The following is a 19,032-nucleotide window of genomic DNA, read 5'->3' on the forward strand; positions in this document are numbered from 1 at the left end:
GCGCCCCGGGTGCGCGCGGCCCGCCGGGCCGCGGCGCGTTCGCGGGCGGCCCGCTCCGCGGTGGCCTGCCGGGCGAGGGAGTCGGCCCGGCCGGCGATCGAGGAGACCCGCTCCTCGGCGGTACGCACGGCGAGCCGGACCTCCATCTCGTTCTGCCGGGCCTGCGGCACCATGGCGGCGAGCTGGTCCCGCTCCTCGGTGGAGGGCTCGGCGTCGACCGGGGTCTCCTCGGCCAGCCGCAGCCGTTCCTCCAGCTCGTCGAGCGTGGCGAGGTCCCGCTGCCGGGATGCCTCGGCACGGGCCCGGGATTCGCCCAGCCGGTCGGTCTCCGCCTTGGCCGAGCGGGCGGCCGCGCCCAGCTCGGCGAGCCGGCGGGCGGCGGCGTTGCGGTGGCTCTCCGCCTCGCGCTTCTCGGCGGCGGCGTGCTGCACGGCCTCCTTGGCGGCGGCCACCTCGGCACGCGCCTCGACGAGCTGGTCGCGCAGTTCGGCACCGGCCTGTTCGGCGGCGAGCCGATTGGTGCGGGCCTCCTCGACGGCGGCCTGCACCTCGATATAGCTGGGGGCCTTGGCCGACCCGCCGGCCGCCGCGTACGCCCCGACCACGTCCCCGTCGGGGGTGACGGCCCGCAGCTCGGGGTTGCCGGCGACCAGCTCGGCCGCGGCGGCGAGATCGTCGACCAGCGCCACGTCGCGCAGCGCCCGGTGCACGGCGGGGCGCAGCTCGTCGGCGCACTCGACGAGGTCGGGTGCCCAGCGGGCGCCGTCGGGCAGCTTCGGACGCAGCGCGTCGGCCGAGCCGGTCATGCCGGGCCCCGCCGGGCTGCCGACCAGCAGGCCGGCCCGGCCGGCGTCGGAGATCTTCAGCAGGCGCATCGCCTCGACGGCCTCGTCCACCCCGCTGACGGCGACGGCGTCGGCGAGCCCGCCGAGTGCGGCGGCCAGCGCGGCCTCGTGCCCCGGCGCGACCGTGAGCAGCCCGGCGAGACTACCGAGCAGGCCCGGTACGTCCCCCGCGCGGGCGAGCAGCGCTCCCGCGCCGTCCTTGCGCCGCAGACCGAGGGCGAGCGCCTCCTCGCGGGCCTTCCAGGTGGCGGCGTCCTTCTCGGCGGCCCGCTCGGCGTCGGTCAGCGACCGGACGCCTGCCTGCGCCCGGTCCTGGACGGCGACCGCCTCGGCGTGCCGGGCGTCCAGGTCGGCGTTGTCCCGGTCCGCCTCGGTGGACTGCGCGGCAACCGCGTCCAGGTCGGCCTGCGCCTGCTCGGCGCGGCCCAGCGCGTCGGCGTGCGCGACGGCGAGGCGTTCGATCTCCTCGCCGGCGCTCGTGGTCCGGGCCCGTGCCGAGTTGACCTGGCCGGTGAGCCGGGCCATGCCCTCGCGCCGGTCGGCGATGGCCTTGGCGGCGGCCACCAGCTCCCGCTCGGCGGCGGCGAGCTGCCGTTCCAGCTCCTGACGGTGCTCGACCGCCTCGGCCAGCCGGATCTGGTCGTCGGTGAGCGCCGCGCGCAGCTCCTCCTCCTGCTCGCGGACCCGTTCGGCCTCGGCCTCCAGCTGGTCCGGGTCGCGGCCGGGCCGCTCGTCGTCGCCGGTGGCGCTGAGGTGCCGCAGCCGCTCCCGGGCCAGTTGCTCGATCGAGCGGAAGCGTTCCTGCAGGGCGGAGAGCTTGTACCAGGTGTCCTGCGCGGCGGCGAGCAGCGGCGCGTCCTCGGCGAGGGCGGCCTCCAACTCGCCGAGGCGGCCCTGCACCTCGGTGTGCTCGCCCTCGATCTGCTCGCGTCGCTCCCGCAACGCCGTCTCGTCGGCGATCTCCCGGTCCAGGGTGGTCCGCAGCGTGGCCAGGTCGTCGGCGAGCAGTCGCAACCGGGCGTCGCGCAGGTTGGCCTGGATGGCGGCGGCACGCCGGGCCACCTCCGCCTGCCGGCCCAGCGGCTTGAGCTGGCGGCGCAGCTCGGCCGTGAGGTCGGTCAGGCGGTTGAGGTTCACCTGCATCGCGTCGAGCTTGCGCAGCGCCTTTTCCTTGCGCTTGCGGTGCTTGAGGACGCCTGCCGCCTCCTCGATGAACGACCGGCGGTCCTCCGGCTTGGCGTGCAGCATGCCGTCGAGCCGGCCCTGACCGACGATGATGTGCATCTCCCGGCCGATGCCGGAGTCGGACAGCAGCTCCTGGATGTCGAGCAGGCGGCACGAGTTGCCGTTGATCTCGTACTCGCTCTCGCCGGAGCGGAACATCCGGCGGGTGATGGAGACCTCGGTGTACTCGATGGGCAGCGCGCCGTCGGTGTTGTCGATGGTGAGGGTGACCTCGGCCCGGCCCAGCGGCGCACGGCCGGCGGTGCCGGCGAAGATGACGTCCTCCATCTTGCCGCCGCGCAGCGCCTTGGCGCCCTGCTCGCCGAGCACCCAGGCGATGGCGTCGACGACGTTGGACTTGCCGGAGCCGTTCGGGCCCACCACACAGGTGATCCCGGGCTCCAGCTTCAACGTCGTCGCGGAGGCGAAGGATTTGAAGCCCTTCACCGTCAGGCTCTTGAGATACACCTACTCGATCCTCGTCCGGTGGCCGCCGTACCGTCGCCGGCTGCGCGGACCTGGGTGAACCCGCAGACTAACCCGATGGCGGGACCGACCCGGCACGCGACCCGCCCCGGGCCGCCCCGGCGGACGGCGCGGAGGGTGACGGTGGGCCGAGCGCGCTGTTGTCACGGCGGGGCCGGGAAAGACAAACAACGCTCATGATCGGCCCGTCGCTCGGCTGTTTCGGCGAAACTGTGCGGCGGTTATCGCGGCGCCGGTTACAAGATCACAAATGGTCGGCCACGAAAGGCGCCGGACAGCGTTGCGCGCCGGCACGGAGGTGTCGGCGCGCATTTTTGCGGTGGTGCTGCGATTCAGTTTTCCGCGCTGAAGATCAGGTCAGCGCCGGCTCGGCGAGACGGAGCAGGTCGTCCGCTTCCGCCGCAGCCGCCGCGAGCCGATCATTGTCGGCACGCAGACGCGTGATCTCGAACTCCAGTGCCTGAACCCTGGCACGCAGTCGGGTGACCTCGTCGAGCAGACGCCGGTCGGGCGCTGCACCTACGTGGCCGTAGAGGGCCTTCGCCATGCTGACTCCTTGATATGCGCTGCCGGAAAGGCCGGCCAACGCGCGCCCAATTTTGTACGCGGCTGTCATTCCAGCTGTATCTGGGCATGACCGGGCGCGACTGGCGACACCTATATATTGAGCCGCAAACCCCTCCTTCGTCAAGTTCTCGCAGGCCGTAGATCATCTCTACGTCGACCTGTCCACTTGTCGGGGGGGCTGCCGCAAGGCACGGACACGCTCTGTCCGGACACCTTTACTGTACGCCCGGATTCGGGGAAGTCAGCGCCTTGGCGTCCGACTTCCTCTTAACTCTTCCTTAGCCACGTTGCCGCAGCTCGCGGGCGAGTCGTAGCGTCACCCCGGCCCGCAACCGACCCCGTGGAGGCACAGGCGTGTACGGCTGGACCGACCCGATGGACCCGAACGGCGCCTCCCGGCGTGCCGAGCGGCCGACCGACGAGCCGGACTGGCTGCGCGACCGCCCGGAGCCCCGCTCGGCCTACCTGTTCGGCGACGACCCCGACCAGCCCGGCGACGAGTGGCACCGCGCGGAGCCCACCGCGCGCTGGCAGCCCGCGCCCGTGGAGGCGCCGACCGACGGCTGGCGGGACCAGGAACGGGGCGACGAGCCGACCGACGGCTGGCGCGGCGACGCGCGGCCCACGGAGATCGCCGACGGGTGGCACGCCGAGACCGACGCGTACTCCCCCGGCGGCGGGATCACGGAGGCCGCCGGCGACGGGCGGACCGGCAGCGGTCGGCACCGCTCGCCCCGGCGCTGGCGTCGCCCGTTGATGATCGGCGGCGCGGCCGCGGCAGCCACCCTCGTGGTGAGTGTCGGCGTCGGCGCGCTCGCGATGCCCGGCGGGAACGGCCCGGCCGACGAGCCGACCGCCGTCGACGACACCGTCGCCGCCGCGCCCGCCGTCCCGACGGACGAGCCGGCGCTCGACACCCTGGCCGCCCCCTCCCCGACCAGCTCGCCCAGCTCGGCACGGCCGAGCCCGTCGCCGAGCAAGGTGGTCAAGCCCACCCCTGCCGCGTCGCGGACCACCGCCACCTCCCGGCGCAGCGCCGAGCGCAGCAAGGCCCCGAGCACCACCAGTGGCTCCGGGGGCGCCAGCGGCAGCCTCAGCGCCCAGGCCCAGGACGTGGTGGACCTGGTCAACGCCGAGCGCGCCAAGGCCGGCTGCAAGGCGCTGAGCGTCGACGACAAGCTGATGACGGCCGCGCAGCGGCACAGCCAGGACCAGGCCGACCACCAGAACATGTCGCACACCGGCAGCGACGGCAGCAACACCGGCGTCCGGCTGGACCGCGTCGGCTACGCCTGGCGCACCTACGGCGAGAACGTGGCGTGGAACCAGAAGACGCCGACTGCCGTGATGGACGCCTGGATGAACAGCTCCGGGCACCGGGCCAACATCCTCAACTGCGCGTTCACCGAGATCGGCGTCGGCATCGCCAGCAGCAACGGGCCGTACTGGACGCAGGTCTTCGCGGCGCCGCGCTGAGAGCGCGTCGTCCGCGCCCCCGCGCTCGTTGGACCCGGTGAGGCACGCCGGACCGGACGTGGGGGCGGCGTGCCGGTGTGGGCGGCGACCCGCCGCCCGGGACCCGGGGGCTGCCGATGCGGATCCGGCTGCGGCGACGTGCCGCCGCGCGCCCGCTGCGCCGGATCGTGTCGGCCGGCGTCGTGCTCATCCTGCTGCTGCCGGCGTACGGATGTCGGCGCGAGCTGATCCCGCCGGGGGCGCCCACCCCGTGGCCGGCCACCCAGGCCCGCCACTGGCAGTGGCAGTGGCAGCTCGACGGCCCGCTCGATGAGACGGTGGACGCCGACGTCTTCCTGCTCGACCCGGTGGCAACCACCGCCGCGCAGACGGCTGAACTACGCACCCGTGACCGCCGGCTGATCTGCCAGGTGTCCGTCGGCTCGCTGCGCACGACCGACCCGGACGCCAGCCGGGTGCCCGCCGCCGTGCGGGGCGCGGCCGGCCCGGAGCCCGGCAGCCGGTGGCTCGACGTCCGCGGGTGGGACGCGTTGGAGCCGGTACTGGCCGACAGGTTCCGGCTGTGCCGGGGCAAGGGCTTCGGCGCGGTCGCTCTCTCCGACGCCGACGGGTACGCCCACCGCAGCGGCTTCCCGCTCGGCTTCGACGACCAGCTGCTGTTCAACCGCCGGCTGGCCCGGCTGGCCCGCACACTGGACCTCTCCCCCGGGCTGGTCAACGACGTGCCGCAGCTCGCGGCGCTGGCACCGGACTTCGACTTCGTGGTCAACGAGGAGTGCGTCCGGCTGGACCAGTGCGCCAAGCTGCTGCCGTTCGTGGACGCGGGCAAGCCGGTCTTCCACGTCGAGTACACCGGCTCGACCGACGACTTCTGCGTCACCACGGTCGGCTACGGTTTCGCGTCCATCCGCAAGAACCGGGCGTTGGACGCCTGGCGGGAACCCTGCGGGCTGCCGTGACGCCCGGTCGCGGTGGCGGCCGACACGGCGGTGCCCCCGTCCGCGGTCGCGAACGGGGGGTGCTCGGTCGATCCTGCGGCGCGAGGCCCCGGGTGGCACCCGGACGGCTCGTGCCGGGCCGCGGATCGCGGCCCGGCACGAGAGACGACCGGCCACTCAGGAGACGGGCACCAGCTCCGGCGCGGGCGCCGGCGGGTCGGTGGGCGCGGGCGCGGGCGTCGGGCTTCGGCGCAGGAACCGCGGAGCCCACCAGTTCGCGTCACCGAGCATGGTCATCAGAGCGGGCAGCACCACTCCCCGGATGATCGTGGCGTCCAGCAGGATCGCCGCCGCCAGGCCGATGCCGAGCTGCTTCATGTCGATCGTGCTCAGCGTGGCGAAGATCGAGAACACCCCGACCATGACGATCGCCGCGCTGGTCACCACCCCGGCCGACGACGTGATGCCGTACGACACCGCGTCGCGGTTGGACATGCCGGCCCGGACCCCCTCGCGGATCCGGCTCACCACGAAGACGTGGTAGTCCATCGAGAGGCCGAAGAGCACCACGAACAGGAACAGCGGCAGCCAGGAGACGATCGCGCCCATCGAGGTGAAGCCGAGCAGCCCCTCGGCCCACTCCCCCTGGAAGACCAGCACCAGCAACCCGTACGCGGCGCCGGCGGAGAGCAGGTTCAGCACGATCGAGCTGGCCGCCACCACCACCGAGCGGAAGGTGAACGTCATGACCAGGAACGTGAGCACCAGCACGAAGCCCATCACCAGCGGCAGCTTGTCGCGCACGTGCGACGCGTAGTCCTCGCTGTCGGCCACGCTCCCGCCGACCGCGTACTCGATCCCGGGGATCCCCCGCAGCTCGGCCGGGACCAGGTCGGCCCGCAACTTCTCCAGTGACTGCACCGACCGCTCGTCGCGGCTGGCGTACGGGGTGGCGACGTCCAGCACCGACACCCGGTGGTCGGCCGACACCTTGATCTTCGGGCCGTCCGCCTCGGTGGGGGCGAACAGCGGGTCACCGCCGGCGCGGGCGGCGAGGTCGGTGAGCGCCGCGTTGACCCGGTCGGCCTGCTCGGCCGGCGCCCGGACGGCCACCACGTGGTTGGTGCCGGTGCTCGGGAAGGCCGCGGTGAGCCGGTCGTACGCCTGCATGGCCGGCGTGGTGCGCGGCAGGTCCTCCATGCCGGGGAACTTCAGCTTCATGCCGAGCGCCGGCACGGCAAGCGCGAGCAGCAGACCGACCGAGATGACGAGCGTCGCCACCGGGGCGCGCAGCGCGGGACGGAGCACCGCCGGCCAGAGCCGGGGCGTACGCGGCTCGCCGTGCCGGCCGGTGCGCGGCGCGGTCAACCGCCAGAGCAGCGGCACCCGGGGCCGGTCGACCCAGCGGCCCAGCCTGGCCAGCAGGGCCGGCAGCACGGTCAGCGAACCGGTCACCGCGACGGCGACCACCAGGATCGAGCCGACGGCCAGGGACGAGAAGACCACATCGCCGGCGAGGAACAGCCCGGCCATCGCGATGATCACGGCGAAGCCGGAGACCACCACGGCGTGCCCGGAGGTCTCCGCGGCGATCTCCACCGCGTCCAGACCGGAGCGGCCCTTGGCCCGTTCCTCCCGCTCCCGACGGATGTAGAACAGCGAGTAGTCGACCCCCACCGCCATGCCGATCAGCAGGATCACCGGTGACGTGGTGTCGGTGGCCGGCACGAGGTGCGAGGCGAGGGTGGACAGGCCCATCGCGGCGGCGACCGAGGAGAGCGCCAGCAGCACCGGCACGCTGGCCGCGATCAGCGCGCCGAACGCGATGATCAGGATGGCCAGGGTGACCGGCAGGCTCAGCAGCTCGGCGCGCTCGAAGTCCTTGCCCAGGGTGTCGTCGAGCGCCTGGCCGATCGACGGCCCGCCGACCTGCTCGACGCGCAGCTGCGGGTGCGCGCCCTGCACGGTGGCGGTGGCGTCGCGCAGCGGCTGCACCCGGTCCGAGGCGGTCTCCGGGTCACCGGCCATGGTGATCGGCAGCAGCAGGGCGGACCCGTCCCGCGCCGTGACCGGCGGGCCGACCTCGGCGACCCCGGTGACCGTGCGCAGCCGGGCCGCCGCGTCGTCGGCGGCCGCCTTCGCCGCCGCCGGGTCCAGGGCGCCGCCCCGGGAGGTGATCAGGACGTTCTCCACGGCCGGGTCGTCGAAGGCGCCGTCGTCCACGATGAGGCTGGCCCGCCCGGCCTCGCCGATCGCCTGGTCCCCGCTGGTGGCCTCGGAGAGACCGGCGGCGTTACCGCCGACGAAACACACCGCCACGAACACGACCCACAACGCGATCGCCCGCCACGGATGCTCGGCGCTCCACCGCGCCATCCGCACCGTCACCGGTCTGTTGCCCATCTCGTGTCCCCCTGTCACGTCGACCCCCTGTCAACCGTGCTGACGTTAGGGGCGTGACGAGGCGGTCACATCGGGGAACGGCCCCCGTCCGCCCCGGAGTCGGTCCGCCGAGGGCGGCGGGCCGGCCGGACGGGCATCAACCGCGATTCGGGCGTACGCCGGGGTGTGGCCCGGAGCGTCCGGCCGCGACCCGCCGGTGCCGACCCGGAGCCGGCTCCGGGTCATCCCCGAAGGGCACCCCGAGGCCGGGGCTGGCAGCGCGGGCAGCTGAACGACGAGCGGTTCATGAAGGACTCGCGCCGGATCGGCGCTCCGCACCGCCGGCACGGCTCGCCCTCGCGGCCGTAGGCGTTCAGCGCCCGGTCGAAGTAGCCGCTCTCGCCGTTGACGTTCACGTAGAGGGCGTCGAAGCTGGTGCCGCCCACCTTGATCGCTTCCGCGAGCACGTCGCGGACGTGGCCGAGCAGACGCTGCGCGGCGGGCCCGGTCAGCGCGTCGGTGGGGCGGGCTCCGTGCAGCCCGGCACGCCAGAGCGCCTCGTCGGCGTAGATGTTGCCCACGCCGGAGATCAGCGTCTGGTCGAGCAGGGCCCGCTTCACCTCGGTCCGGCGGCGGCGCAGCGCGGCGACGAACGCCGCGTCGGAGAACTCCGGGTCCATCGGGTCGCGGGCGATGTGCGCGATCTCCGCGGGGAGGTCGGCGCCGCCCTCGCTGACCGCGAGCCCGCCGAACGTGCGCTGATCGACGAAGCGCAGCTCGGGCCCGTCGTCGGCGAACCGGAACCGCACCCGCAGGTGGGTCTCGTCAGGTGTGCCGGGCGGCTGGAGCAGCAACTGACCCGACATGCCCAGGTGCCCGACCACCGCGTCGCCGCTGTCCAGCGGAAGCCACAGGTACTTGCCGCGTCGGCGCACGTCCACGATGGTCCGGCCGGCGAGCACGTCGGCGAAGTGCGCCCCGCCGGGGACGTGTCGCCGGACGGCGCGCGGGTGTCGAACCTCGACCGAGGCGATCCGCCGGCCGGTGACCCACTGGGCCAACCCCTGCCGGACGGTCTCCACCTCGGGCAGCTCAGGCACGGCGTACGCCCGTCTCGCGGCCGGTCGGGGCCTCGGCGTCGCGGGTCTCGGCCGGGCCGCCGCCGTTGGCGGACATCGGCCGCTCGGGCGGGGTCTGCTGGTCCGCCACGTCGGCCGGCATGGCCTGCGCCAGGTGGTCGGCCTCCTCGGCCCGGGCCGCCTGCTCGGCGCTGTCCAGCGGCTCCGACGGTTCGCCCTGGTCGGACCCGTCCTGCTGGGCGTTCCGCTCGTGCTGCTCGGTGAGCATCCGCCAGGCCGCCTCGGCGGCCCGCTGCTCGGCTTCCTTCTTGCTGCGCCCCTCGGCGCCGCCGTACCGGTTGCCGGCCACCACGACCCAGGCGGTGAACGTCTTGAGGTGGTCCGGTCCGGTGCCCTCGATCCGGTACTCGGGCACGCCGAGACCGAGCGCGGCGGTCAACTCCTGGAGGCTGGTCTTCCAGTCCAGGGCGGCGCCGCGACCGGCCGACTCGGCCATCAACGGGTCGAAGAGCCGGTGGATCACGATCCCGGCGGTGTCCAACCCGTACTGGAGGTAGATGGCGCCCAGCAGCGCCTCCAGCGTGTCGGCGAGGATGCTCGCCTTGTCCCGGCCACCGGTGGTCTCCTCGCCCTTGCCGAGCAGCAGGTACGCGCCGAGGCCGTCCGGGCCCAGGCCACGGGCCACGTCGGCGAGCGCCCGCATGTTGACCACGCTCGCCCGCAGCTTCGCCAACTGCCCCTCGGGCAGGTCCGGGTGGTTGTGGAACAGCGCCGTGGTGATCACCACGCCGAGGACCGAGTCGCCGAGGAACTCCAGCCGCTCGTTCGTCGGCAGGCCGCCGTTCTCGTACGCGTACGAGCGGTGGGTCAGCGCGCGTTCCAGCAGGTCCGGCTCCAGGCTGACGCCGAACGCGGCTTCCAGGTGACCGACGGACGCCCGCCGCCGCTTGTCGATGCTCATGATGTGCGTACCTCGGTGTCGGTGGAGCGGTCGGTGCGGTCCGTCGCGGCGTCGCCGTCGAGCAACGCGGAGACCAGTTCGGTGGCACGGCGTCGCCACAGGTGGGCGGCGAGAGCGATGCCGGAGGCGATGTCGTCGGCGCGAGCGGAGCCGTGACAGACGACGACCGTCCCGGCGACGCCGAGCAGGGCGGCCGCCCGGGGGGCGCCACCGCTGACGGGCGGGCCGCCGGCCATCGCGTACGCGCCCTCGATCGCCTTGAGCAGCACGTTACCGGTGAAGCCGTCGGTGACCACCACATCGGCACGCGCGCCGAGAGCCACGTCGTACCCCTCGACCAGGCCGACGTAGCGTGCCTCGCAGGGCAGCGGTTCGACGGCGAGCAGGGGGTCGGTGGCACGGCGTACCCGGTCGCCCTTGCCGGCCTCGGTGCCGACCGAGAGCAGGCCGACCCGTGGCGCGACGACCGAGTGGGCCACCGCGGCGTACGCGGCGCCGAGCACGGCGTGTCGGGCCAGGGTGGCGGGGCGGGGTTCCAGCGAGCCGCCGACGTCGAGCAGCACCACCGGCCCGGCGACCGCGGGCAGGGTGGCGACCAGGGCGGGTTGGCGGATCTCCGGCCAGCGCCCGAGCCCGAGCACGGCGGCGGTGACCGTGGCGCCTGTCGCGCCGGCCGAGACGAGGGCGTCGGCGGTGCCGTCGCGCACGGCGGTGACGGCGGCCCGGACGGTGCTCTCCGAGCGGGCGGCGCTGGGATGGTCGGCCATGCCGACTGCGGAGCGGACCGGTCGGACCGTGATCCGGGCCCGCTCGTTCGGGGCGAGGGCAGCGATCAGCGCGTCGGCGACCTCGGTCGGACCGACGAGCAGCAGGTGCAGATCGGGATCGGCGCGCACGGCCCGCAGAGCGCCGTCAACCACGACGGCGGGAGCGTCGTCCCCGCCGAGGAGGTCAACGGCGATCCGCGCGGTGCCCGGCTCCACCGGAACACCGGCCGGGTTGGGCCGGCCAGCGTCGGAGGGAGCCGGGGCACCGGGCGAATGCCAGGGTGCGCGCGCCGCCCGACCCGGGGTCGGGGGCGTCACTCGGCGTCCAGGTCAGACCTCGAGAACCTGGCGGCCGTTGTAGGTGCCGCAGACGGAGCAGGCGGCGTGCGGCAGCTTCGGGGACTTGCACTGCGGGCACGCGACGGTCGCGACCACGGTCGCCTTCCAGTTCGCCCGGCGGGACCGGGTGTTGCTGCGCGACATCTTGCGCTTGGGGACGGCCACGGTTCTTACTCCTCTGTACGGGTCAGTTGCGTCAGGCCCGCCCAACGCGGGTCGATCTGCTGGTGACTGTGGTCGGCCGGCAGATCGTCCCAGTGCGCCCCGCATTCGGGGCACAGTCCAGGGCAGTCCTCCCGGCAGAGCGGGTTGGTCGGCAGCGTGAGCACCAACGCGTCCCGCAGCGCCGGCTCCAGGTCGATCAGATCGCCCTGCATCCGGCCCACCTCGTCCTCGTCGGTCGTGGCGTCCGTGGTGCTGTTCTCGTACGCGTACAGCTCCTGGATCGTCACGGCCATCGATTCGTTGATCTCGCGCAGGCAACGCCCGCACTCGCCCCGGATGGGACCGGTGATGGTCCCGGAGACGAGCACACCCTCGGACACCGACTGCAACCTCAGATCGAGGTTGAGGTCCGCGCCCTCCGGCACGCCGATCAACTCCACACCGAGGTCCGCCGGTGCCGGCACGACCCGCTGGACCTCACGCAACGCGCCAGGGCGACGCGGCAGGTCCCTCGTGTCGAGGACCAGCGGCGACCTGGGGTCGAGTGTCGATGGCGAGTGCTTGGGCATAGTCAGACTCCGGCCGGTGAGAGGCCGACAAAAAAGGTTACCTGGGCGACCGCCGGACCGTCGAACCGGGGGGACGCCTGAGGTGAGAATGTCGGCTGGTGAGGTGCCGCTCAGAAGGGTAGCGGGCGTTCCGCCTCATCCCCACCGAAGGTGCCGATCTCCCGCAGCGCGTGCATCTTGTCGCGGCCCCGCTCTATCGAGGCGAGGGCCCGGGTGAGGAACTGCTCGAAGTTGGCCAGCGCGGTGTCGACGTAGTCGTCGACCTCCTCGCGCAGGCGCTGGGCCTCGGCGCGGGCCTCGGCGATGATCCGGGCGCCCTCGTGCTCGGCGGACACGGTGATCTCGTTCACCGATACGAGGCGGGCGTGTTCTGCCTCACCCTCGCTGATGATCCGGTCCGCCTCGCGCTTGCCGGCGTCCATGATCTTGTCGCGCTCCTCGAGGAGCGCGGCGGCCCGACGCAGGTCGGCGGGGAGGTCGGCGCGCATCTCGTCCAGGGCGGCGATCATCTCGCCCCGGTCGACCATGCAGTTGTTGCGCGACATCGGGACGGAGCGCGCCTGCTCCACCATGGCGATCAGTTCGTCGATGCGATCGAGCGGGTCCACCGGTACCTCACTCCTGTCGTTCGTCGGCCGACCTCCATGATGCGGGCCACGGCCGGGTTCCTGCTCGACCAATCATGTCGTGCCCGCCCCACCACCGCCCCACTCACCCCAACCCGGCGAGTCGCGACATGGTCACTCCCCGCCCCCGCGCTCCCTGCCCGCACTCCCTGCCCGCACTCCCCTGCCGCGTCGATCTTGCAGTTTCGGCCGCGGCAAAGCACCCCGAAAGGGGGCGATCCGGGGTCGGCAAGTGCAAGATCGGCGCGGGATGGAGGAGCGCCGGGCCGGGGTCAGGCCAGGGGTGGGGGGCCCAGGCGGGACTGCAGGGCCTCGCGGACCGGGTCCGGGACATGGGCGGAGATGTCGCCGCCCCACTTGGCCACGTCCTTGACGAGGCTGGAGGAGAGGAACGAGTAGAGCGGATTGGTCGGCATGAAGAGCGTCTCGACCCCGGCCAGCCCGATGTTCATCTGGGCCATCTGCAACTCGTAGTCGAAGTCGCTGACCGCCCGCAGCCCCTTGATCAGCACGCTCGCCTGCTGGGCGCGGCAGAAGTCGACGAGCAGCCCCCGGAAGGACTCGACCCGCACGTTGCCGTACGAGGAGGTCACCTCGCGGAGCATCTCGATCCGCTCCTCGACGGTGAACAGGCCGCTCTTCGACTGGTTCACCAGCACGCCGACGATCACCTCATCGAACAGCCGACTCGCCCGGCCGATGATGTCGAGGTGTCCGTTGGTGACCGGGTCGAACGAGCCGGGACACACCGCACGTCTCATGATCGGCGACCGTACCAAAGGGTGGTCTCGCCGTACCGGCGACTGCGCTCGGGGGTGATCCCCTCCACCCACTCGAACTCCCTGGTGCGGCGGGACCGCTCCACCACCACCAGCGCGTCGGGCGCCAGCCAGCCGCCGTCGACGAGCGTCGTCAGCAGCGCGGTGATCTCCGCGTCCGGCACGGCGTAGGGCGGGTCGGCGAAGACCACGTCGTACGGGCCACCGTCCGGGCCGGCGGCCAGCACGGTCGCCACCCTGCCGGCGACCAGTCGTACGGCCGGGCCGGCCCGCAGGGTCGCCACGTTCTCCCGGATCACCCGGGCCGCCCGCGGGTCGGACTCGACCAGCAGGACGTGCCGGGCGCCCCGGGACAGCGCCTCCAGCCCGACCGCGCCGGAACCGGCGTACAGGTCGGCGAAGCGCGCACCGTCGAGGTCGACCTCGGACTCGACGGCACTGAACAGCGCCTCCCGGACCCGGTCGGACGTGGGTCGGGTGCCGGCGCCGGGCGGCGCGGCGATCCGCCGGCCACCGAGCGTCCCGGCCACGATCCGGGTCACCGTCTCCTCCTGCTCATGACCCCGACGCTACGCGACCCCTCGGGACCGCTTCCGACACGGTCGGTACCGCCACGAGGATGACGTGATCACTTCTCGTATATCAATGATCTCAAGTTCATAACATCAGTCTTAGCAAATCCTGAGCGCTGTATCACGCGGGGCGATATCGCTAGGGTCTGCCGGGTGCCGGCGAGAACACGCCGGCCCACGGCTCGGGAGGGCGCCTCTCCGATCGGACGTGCGGTGACCGTCCACTGTCTCTCCCGTGCCACACCCCTGACGCTTCAGCACTCCAGGAGTACCCGTGATCCGTCCCAAGCTGTCGCTCCGGCGACCGCTGGCCATCCTGGGAGCCGCCATCGTCGGCCTCACCGGGGTCGTCGCGGTAGCCGCCCCAGCCAGCGCACACCACACCACGATCAGCGCCACCGTCGACTGCGACCGGCAGAGCGGCGAGCGCGTGATCACGTGGAAGGTGGAGAACAGCGAGCGCGACAAGGCTGTGACGCTCCAAAGGGTGACCGCGGACCCGGCGACGCCGGTGACCGTGCCCGTCGAGGGCGCCACGGCGGTGCCGCTGCAGGGTTACGTCATCAAGAAGGGCGGCTTCGTGCAGGCCGTCCAGCGGGTGCCGGGCAACACCGCCAGCGCCAAGCTCGTGGTGTTCGGCAAGTGGAAGAAGAACGGCAAGGAAGCCACCAACGACGGCAGCATCACCATCCCTGCCGACCAGTCCTGCGCGCCGGCGCCGAAGTGCGTCGACGTCAGCAAGGCCACGTACAGCCACACGTTCGACGGCCCGAAGGGCACCGCCACCGTCAAGCTCGACGGTGACCTGCCGCTCTGCGGCAACGGCAAGCAGTACTTCACGCTGGTGTCGTACTTCGCGCCCCGGCCGCAGTTCGCCACCCCGCAGTACGTCTACGGCACGCCGGACAGCGACTTCGTCAGCGCCACCCAGACCGAGATCACGCTGAACGTCGAGATCCCGGACTGCCACACCCAGGTCGACCTCATCTGGGGCGACAAGGACCAGGTCATCGACGAGATCGTCGACGGCGGCAAGCGCTACGACAACAAGAAGCTCGGCTCGCCGGGCGCCCCGGGCAACCGCTCCAAGGGCCCGCAGGGCTGGTACAACGGCGGCAGCAAGAGCTGCGTCACCCCGGCCTCGACCTTCGCGTCCAACTGCGACGGTTCGGTCGCCGTGTCGCTGAGCAACGACGGCAAGATCAGCAAGTACGCCGTCGAGTTCGAGGTCAAGGGTGAGAACGGCTTCACCAAGAAGGTCTCCGTTGCTCCCGGCAAGGCCGACACCAGCATCGTGGTGCCCGCCGCCGACGCCGGCAAGATCGAGGTCCTGGTCGACGGCAAGGTCATCGAGAACGGCACGTACTCGTGGACGCGTCCCGAGGACTGCCCGCTGCCGGCCCTCACCACCAAGGCCGACTGCAAGGAGTTCGCCCTCACCGTCACCAACCCCGAGGGCGGCATGCCGGTGAAGACCACCTTCACCTACGGCGACAAGACCGAGACCCGTACGGTCGCGGCCGGCGCGTCGGAGACGGTGACCTTCAAGGCTGGCAAGGCCGAGTCGGCGCTCGTCACCCTGCCGGACCTGGACCTGGAGCTCGAAGCCGTCTACACGCCGGAGGGCAACTGCGGCGGTAGCGGTGGCGGCGGCGGCGACGACCAGCCGGGCCTCCCGGTCACCGGTGCGGCCGCGGGCGGCATCGCCGCCGGCGCGATCGCCCTGCTGATCGCGGGCGCGGTGCTCTTCGTCATCGCCCGTCGGCGTCGGGTGACCTTCACCGCCTGACCTGACCTGCGCTGAAGCCCGAGGGCGCGTCGACCACCCGGTCGACGCGCCCTCGGTCTGTGCAGATGAATCAACTCGGCAACCAGAAAACCGGGGTGTCACCGTGGCCGGGACACCCCGGTTTCCGGGAAACCGGATGGGGTCAGCAAGCAGCGCGCCTAGCCCTTCTCCAGGTACTCCGCGCGGTCCTCGTCGACGAGCGCGGCGACCGACGCGGCCAGCGCGGGGTTGCGGGCCAGCTCCGGGTCCTCCTCGATGAGGGTGATCGCCTCGGCGCGGGCGTCGCGGATCAGGTCGGCGTCGCGGCGCAGGGACAGCAGACGCAGGTGCGAGCGGTGCCCGGACTGGGTGGCGCCCAGCACGTCACCCTCACGGCGCTGCTCCAGATCCAGCTCGGCGAGCTTGAAGCCGTCACCGGTGGACGCCACCGCGTCCAGTCGTTCCCGCGCCGATGAGCCCTCGGCGGCCTCGCTGACCAGCAGGCAGAGCCCGGCGGCGGCACCCCGGCCGACCCGACCGCGCAGCTGGTGCAGTTGGGAGACACCGAACCGGTCGGCGTCCAGCACGATCATCACGGTGGCGTTCGGCACGTCGACGCCGACCTCGATCACCGTGGTCGCCACCAGGACATCCAGGTCACCGGCCGCGAAGGAGCGCATCACCGCGTCCTTCTCGTCGGCGGGCAGCCGGCCGTGCAGGACCCCGATCCGCAGCCCGTGCAGCGGCCCCTCGGCCAGCAGCGGGGCCACCTCGGTCACGGCGAGGGGCGGCCGGCGTCCGTTGTCGTCCTCGGGTGGCGGCTCCTCGTCGGACGTCGGGCCGTCACCGATGCGCGGGCACACCACGTACGCCTGGTGGCCGGCGGCCACCTCTTCGCGCAGCCGCCGCCACGCCCGGTCGAGGAAGGCCGGCTTCTCGGCGGCCGGCACCACGTGCGAGGCGATCGGCGAGCGGCCCCGGGGCAGCTGGGAGAGGGTGGACACCTCCAGGTCGCCGTAGACGGTCATCGCTACCGTGCGCGGGATCGGCGTCGCCGTCATTACCAGCGTGTGGGGCGGCTGGTCGGCCTTGGCGCGCAGCGCGTCACGCTGCTCCACGCCGAAGCGGTGCTGCTCGTCGACCACCACGAGGCCTAGGTCGGCGAAGTCGACGCCTTCGTAGAGCAACGCGTGGGTGCCGAGCACGATCCCGGCGTTGCCGCTGGTTACCTCGGCGAGGGCCCGTCGGCGGGCTGCCGCGCCCAATGAGCCGGTGACCAGCTCCACCCGGGTGGCGTGCTCGGCGGAATCCAACTCACCGGCCCGGCCGAGCGGCCCGAGCAGGTCGAGCATGCCCCGGTGGTGCTGGGCGGCCAGCACCTCGGTGGGGGCCAGCAGCGCGGCCTGCCCGCCCGCGTCGACCACCTGGAGCATGGCCCGCAGCGCCACCACCGTCTTGCCCGAGCCGACCTCGCCCTGCAACAACCGGTGCATCGGGTGCGCGGCGGCAATGTCCTCGGCGATCTCCGCGCCCACCTCGCGCTGGCCGGCGGTCAGCTCGTACGGCAGGCGGGCGTCGAACGCGTCCAGCAGCCCACCCGCGCGCGGCGGGCGGGGCCGGGCCGGCCAGTCGGCGGCCCGGTGCTTGCGCTGCACCAGCGTCACCTGGACGGCGAACGCCTCGTCCCACTTGAGCCGGTGTCGGGCCCGGTAGAGCTCCTCCTTGGTGGACGGCCGATGGATCTCCCGCAGGGCGGCGCCCAGGTCGACGAGTTTGCGGCTGGCCCGCACGGCGGCCGGCAGCGGGTCCTCCGGCGGGGTGAACGTGTCCAGCACGACCCGTACGCAGCGGGCGATCACCCAGGTCGGGACGGCCGCTGCCGCCGGGTACACGGGGATCAGCGCGCCGGCGAACTCCTCGATCTCGTCGCTGACCGCCGCCTCGCCTTCGCCGCCCTCGCCGAGTAGGACGTACTCCGGGCCGTTGAGCTGGCGTTTGCTCCGGAACTCGGTGACCTTGCCGGCGAACAGCCCCCACCGGCCCGGACGCAGCTCGCGCTCGCGCCACGCCTGGTTGCCGAAGAACGTCAGCGTCAGCAGGCCGCCGGAGCCGTCGCCGACGGTCACCTCCAGCAGGTTGCCCCGGCGCTGGCGCATCGGGCGTACGGCGGTGCGCTGCACCTGGGCCAGCACGGTGACCTGCTCACCGACGTCCAGCGACCGGATGTCGGTGTGCTCGCCGCGCTCGTCGTAGCGGCGCGGGAAGTGGTAGATCAGGTCACCCGCGGTGTGCAGGTCGAGGTGGGTGGCCAACGCCTTGGCCGTCTTGTCCCCGACGAGCTTCTTCAACGGGGTGTCCACAGTGGCCGGCTCGCTCATTCGACCCCCACCAGAAGCGGATAGAACGGCTGACCGCCCGGGTACGCCTGCACCTCGACGAACGGCCAGCGCCGCGCGACGTGCGCGCGGACGGCATCGGTGAGCCCGGCGGGGGCGTCCACCCCGGCCAGCAGGGTGACCAGCTCCCCGCCACCGCCGAGCATCCGGTCGACCACCGCGGCGCAGGTGTCGGTGAGATCGGTGCCGATCAGGTGCACCTCCCCCTCGACCAGCGCCAGCACGTCGCCGGGGCGGCACGGGCCGGCGACCGTCAGCGCCTCCCGGCTGGCGTGGCAGACCTCGGCGTAGCGGCAGGCGCCGGCCGCCTCGGCCATCGCGATCACGTCGTCCTCGAAGCGGCGGGTGCCGTCGCGGACCGCCAGGGCCGCGAGGGCCTGCACCGGCGAACGGGTCGGCACCACGCTCACCTTGATGCCGTGCCGGTGCGCCTCGCGGGCCGCCGCGCTCGCGACCGCCTCCGTGTTGGGATCGTTGGGCAGCACCACGACCCGGGACGCCCCGGTGCCGCGCACGGCATCCAGCAGCTCACCCGTGGACGGGTTGCCGGGCACCACCGTCGCGCCCTCTGCGGCGAACAGCTCCGCGATCCCGCTGCCGGTGGCCACCACCACGGCGGCCCGACCGTCCTCGGTCGAGCCGGCGGACGGCTCGGGCTGGTCGGCGAAGCGGGTCACCGAGATCCGGTACGGGCGGCCGGCGGCGACCCCGGCCTCGACCGCCGCGCCCACGTCGTTGACGTGCACATGCACGTTCCAGGTGCCGCCCGGCTCGCGGCCGTCGCCGACGACGACGAGCGAGTCACCCAACGCCTCCAGGGTCCGGCGCAGCACGGCCACCGCGTCGGCGGGGGCGTCGAGCAGGTACTGCACCTCGTAGGCGTACTCCTTCGAACCGGTCTCGCGCGCGACGGTGGCCGCCGGGCGGGCGGTGCGCGGCGGCGGCGCGAGCCGTGTGGCGCTCTCCCCGGTGAGCACCTCGACCAGGGCGTCGAGCAGAACGCAGAGCCCGCGCCCGCCCGCGTCGACCACCCCCGCGCGGGCCAGGGCCGGCAACTGCTCGGGCGTACGGGCCAGGGCCTCGGCCGCGGCGC

General features: G+C 73.1%; 15 protein-coding genes and 1 pseudogene. 3 read left to right on the forward strand and 13 right to left on the reverse strand.

Annotation, left to right across the window (positions count from 1 at the left end):
* Both smc and B0E54_RS29700 read right to left on the reverse strand, forming a co-directional pair.
* Window positions 1-2,537: chromosome segregation protein SMC (gene smc, locus B0E54_RS29695; protein ID WP_234590476.1), on the reverse strand; the 2,537-nt coding region annotated here is incomplete at its 3' end.
* Window positions 2,538-2,907: 370 nt separating this feature from the next.
* Window positions 2,908-3,102 (reverse strand): hypothetical protein, encoded by a 195-nt coding sequence (locus tag B0E54_RS29700; RefSeq protein WP_007456482.1) that lies wholly within the window; start codon window positions 3,100-3,102, stop codon window positions 2,908-2,910.
* Window positions 3,103-3,476: 374 nt separating this feature from the next.
* On the opposite strand from B0E54_RS29700, the gene B0E54_RS29705 reads away from it, so the two are divergent.
* Together B0E54_RS29705 and B0E54_RS29710 are read left to right on the forward strand one after the other, a co-directional pair.
* Complete coding sequence (locus B0E54_RS29705; RefSeq protein ID WP_234590478.1) at window positions 3,477-4,598, forward strand: CAP domain-containing protein; 1,122 nt, start codon at window positions 3,477-3,479, stop codon at window positions 4,596-4,598.
* Between the two features lie 116 nt (window positions 4,599-4,714).
* Window positions 4,715-5,557 (forward strand): endo alpha-1,4 polygalactosaminidase, encoded by an 843-nt coding sequence (locus tag B0E54_RS29710; protein ID WP_234590480.1) that lies wholly within the window; start codon window positions 4,715-4,717, stop codon window positions 5,555-5,557.
* A gap of 156 nt (window positions 5,558-5,713) precedes the next feature.
* Here B0E54_RS29710 and B0E54_RS29715 read toward each other — a convergent pair whose 3' ends face one another.
* The 9 genes and pseudogenes from B0E54_RS29715 to rsmD all read right to left on the reverse strand — a co-directional run bounded on the left by B0E54_RS29715 (window position 5,714) and on the right by rsmD (window position 13,745).
* The gene (locus B0E54_RS29715; RefSeq protein ID WP_234590482.1) at window positions 5,714-7,939 is read right to left on the reverse strand and encodes an MMPL family transporter; all 2,226 of its coding nucleotides are present in this window, start codon (window positions 7,937-7,939) and stop codon (window positions 5,714-5,716) included.
* A 221-nt stretch (window positions 7,940-8,160) separates the two neighbouring features.
* Window positions 8,161-9,018, reverse strand: coding sequence for a bifunctional DNA-formamidopyrimidine glycosylase/DNA-(apurinic or apyrimidinic site) lyase (gene mutM, locus B0E54_RS29720; RefSeq protein WP_234590495.1), 858 nt, complete (start codon window positions 9,016-9,018; stop codon window positions 8,161-8,163).
* 202 nt (window positions 9,019-9,220) lie between these two features.
* Window positions 9,221-9,958, reverse strand: a pseudogene (gene rnc, locus B0E54_RS29725) (ribonuclease III); the annotation flags it as partial.
* The gene (locus B0E54_RS29730; protein ID WP_234590498.1) at window positions 9,955-10,941 is read right to left on the reverse strand and encodes a phosphate acyltransferase PlsX; all 987 of its coding nucleotides are present in this window, start codon (window positions 10,939-10,941) and stop codon (window positions 9,955-9,957) included. The pseudogene rnc and the gene B0E54_RS29730, both read right to left, overlap by 4 nt.
* 114 nt (window positions 10,942-11,055) lie before the next feature.
* Window positions 11,056-11,229: a 50S ribosomal protein L32 gene (gene rpmF / locus B0E54_RS29735; protein ID WP_030335284.1), complete on the reverse strand. Its 174-nt coding sequence runs from the start codon at window positions 11,227-11,229 to the stop codon at window positions 11,056-11,058.
* Between the two features lie 5 nt (window positions 11,230-11,234).
* Window positions 11,235-11,798: a DUF177 domain-containing protein gene (locus B0E54_RS29740; protein WP_234590500.1), complete on the reverse strand. Its 564-nt coding sequence runs from the start codon at window positions 11,796-11,798 to the stop codon at window positions 11,235-11,237.
* 110 nt (window positions 11,799-11,908) lie between these two features.
* Window positions 11,909-12,406 carry a hypothetical protein gene (locus B0E54_RS29745; RefSeq protein WP_234590503.1) on the reverse strand — a complete coding sequence of 166 codons (498 nt, stop codon included), beginning with the start codon at window positions 12,404-12,406 and terminating at the stop codon, window positions 11,909-11,911.
* A 290-nt stretch (window positions 12,407-12,696) separates the two neighbouring features.
* Window positions 12,697-13,185, reverse strand: coding sequence for a pantetheine-phosphate adenylyltransferase (gene coaD / locus B0E54_RS29750; RefSeq protein ID WP_234590515.1), 489 nt, complete (start codon window positions 13,183-13,185; stop codon window positions 12,697-12,699).
* Window positions 13,182-13,745 carry a 16S rRNA (guanine(966)-N(2))-methyltransferase RsmD gene (gene rsmD / locus B0E54_RS29755; RefSeq protein ID WP_234590528.1) on the reverse strand — a complete coding sequence of 188 codons (564 nt, stop codon included), beginning with the start codon at window positions 13,743-13,745 and terminating at the stop codon, window positions 13,182-13,184. The genes coaD and rsmD overlap by 4 nt, the downstream gene beginning before the upstream one ends.
* A 304-nt stretch (window positions 13,746-14,049) precedes the next feature.
* Between rsmD and B0E54_RS29760 the strand changes: the two genes are divergently transcribed.
* On the forward strand, window positions 14,050-15,564 hold the full coding sequence (locus B0E54_RS29760; RefSeq protein WP_234590530.1) for a cell wall anchor protein: 1,515 nt from the start codon (window positions 14,050-14,052) through the stop codon (window positions 15,562-15,564).
* 158 nt (window positions 15,565-15,722) lie between these two features.
* Here B0E54_RS29760 and recG read toward each other — a convergent pair whose 3' ends face one another.
* Together recG and B0E54_RS29770 are read right to left on the reverse strand one after the other, a co-directional pair.
* On the reverse strand, window positions 15,723-17,921 hold the full coding sequence (gene recG / locus B0E54_RS29765; protein WP_234590533.1) for an ATP-dependent DNA helicase RecG: 2,199 nt from the start codon (window positions 17,919-17,921) through the stop codon (window positions 15,723-15,725).
* On the reverse strand, window positions 17,918-19,032 hold a 1,115-nt coding region (locus B0E54_RS29770), incomplete at its 5' end, for a DAK2 domain-containing protein (RefSeq protein WP_234590536.1). The genes recG and B0E54_RS29770, both read right to left, overlap by 4 nt.

Source organism: Micromonospora sp. MH99, from assembly GCF_021442385.1.
Classification (GTDB): Bacteria; Actinomycetota; Actinomycetes; order Mycobacteriales; family Micromonosporaceae; genus Micromonospora.